This is a genomic window from Nonomuraea sp. K271, assembly GCF_009908215.1.
Lineage (GTDB): Bacteria > Actinomycetota > Actinomycetes > Streptosporangiales > Streptosporangiaceae > Nonomuraea > Nonomuraea longispora.
In genome coordinates this window covers 1-1,818 of sequence record NZ_JAAAHR010000362.1, presented here as the reverse complement: position 1 = coordinate 1,818, position 1,818 = coordinate 1, and the positions used below count along the sequence as shown (strand labels likewise).

General features: G+C 76.0%; 1 protein-coding gene and 1 pseudogene. One reads left to right on the top strand and one right to left on the bottom strand.

Features of this window, described 5'->3' with window-relative positions; all coding sequences use genetic code 11:
• Positions 1-1,113: pseudogene (locus GUY59_RS46930) on the top strand (hypothetical protein); the annotation flags it as partial.
• Between the two features lie 356 nt (positions 1,114-1,469).
• Here GUY59_RS46930 and GUY59_RS46925 read toward each other — a convergent pair.
• A partial coding sequence (locus GUY59_RS46925) for a PH domain-containing protein (protein ID WP_161715140.1) occupies positions 1,470-1,818 on the bottom strand: 349 nt, incomplete at its 5' end.

Here is a 1,818-nt window from a genome sequence, read left to right as displayed (position 1 = left end):
GTTGCGTCCCCCGAGCCCGCGACCTCTCCAGAGGCGGTTGCCCGCCCCGAAGCGGCCCCGCGGCCCGCCCAGGAAGCCCCGGTTCGGCCGGAGCAGCCGACGACTCAGACCACGGAGACGGCTGCGCCTGCCCGGACCGGCGAGCCTACGGCCTCCAGCCCGCCCACGAAGGCGGCTACCTCCCAGGAGGGGACCGTCACTCCCGCCTCCGCGCCGGCGCAGCCCACGGAGCCGACGCCCCCGGCCACGGCGGCAGACCAGCACGTCGCCGTGGAGTCCAGTGCCTCGCCTTCACCGGCGGCCGCCTCCGAACCGTCCGGAACGACGGCGTCCAGCGCGGACACGACGTCCGCTGCGGGCACGCCCGAGCCCGCCGAAGCCCCGGCCAGGACACCCGGCGCCCCGGACACGAAGCCGTCCGAGACCACGAAGGTCGCGGCAGAGGCGGAGACGCCCGACACCACGAGGACCGCAGCCGAGGCCGGAGTCTCCGAAGCCACGCCCTCGAACACCGCCACGACCGCGAACCCTGGCACCGCCGAGGCCACGGTCTCGGATGCCAAGGAGTCAGAGGCCACCAGGACCGAAACGGGCGGCAGCGAAGCCGCCGAGGCCGAGACGCCCGGCAGCGCTGCCGCCGCGACCACCGAAACCGAATCCGCCGACACCGGAGCCACCGACACCCGGGCCGATGACACCAGGGCGGAGAAGGCCGGGGAGACCGAGGCGGCGGAGGACCGCCCGTCAAGCACTCAGCCCGCCGCCTCAGACGCCGAGGCCCGACCCGACACGTCAGCCCAGCCCGAGGCCCAGGCTGCAACCGGGACCGAGACCGGGACAGACTCCGGCGCTGAGCAGGCGGCCAGGGAGTCGAAGCCGCCGGCGCCCAAGCCGAAGCCCGCCCCCAGCCCCAAGCCGAAGCCGTCGGTGCCGGCGGCCCGCGCGGGTAAGGACAGCGAGAAGGGCAAGGGCGGCAAGGACGACCCGGCCGTGCCGGTGCCGTCCCCGCCGCCCACCCCGGCCGCCCGTCCGGCGCGCAAGGGCTCCAGGGGCCGCAGGGCTTCGGTCCCGAGCTGGGACGAGATCATGTTCGGCGCCCGCCGCCAGGACTGACCTCAGGCCGCCAGGGGTGTGGCCGGCCTCGCGCGCCGCGGGAAGCGTCCGAGATCAGCGGGCCCACGACGTTCAGTGGGCCCGCGACCTGCACTCACCCCGCGCGACGTGCACTCACCACGCGACCTTCACGTCCCCTGGCGGGCACACGCCGCGACCTGCACCTGTTCCGCCACCTTCTCTGAGCCCACGGCGCTCACCTGGCCGGCGACGTTCGGCGTCCCGGCGAGCCCACCGCATTCAGCGCTCATCCGGACCGGCAGCACCGGCGGCACGGTCGCCGACGGCATTCAGCGGCGGGCCGGCGACGGGCAGCGCGCGAGCGGGGTCAGCGACGGTCGGTGGGCAGGCGACACTCAGCGCGCGAGCGGGCGGTCGGTAGGCGGGTGGGGCGGGGCTTGGAGGAAGGGCGCGAGCCACTCCGGCGTCACCTCGGCCGGGAAGCCCGCCCCCTGCGCCTCCGACACGTCGAGGGCGGAGTATCCGCCCTTGCCCGCACCGACTCCGGCGATCAGCGTGAGGGCGCCGGCGCGCCGCTGGAACCAGGTCTGGCGCAGCCGCCAGCCCACCACCGCGCGGCGTTCGACCACGGCCTGGGAGCGCCGCAGCGACCCCGAGCGCACCGACAGGCGCGTCCCGTCGTAGCCGTGCCCCAGCGACGCGTACCTGTCGAGCCCCAGCGGAACCCCCACGGCGGTCAGCAGC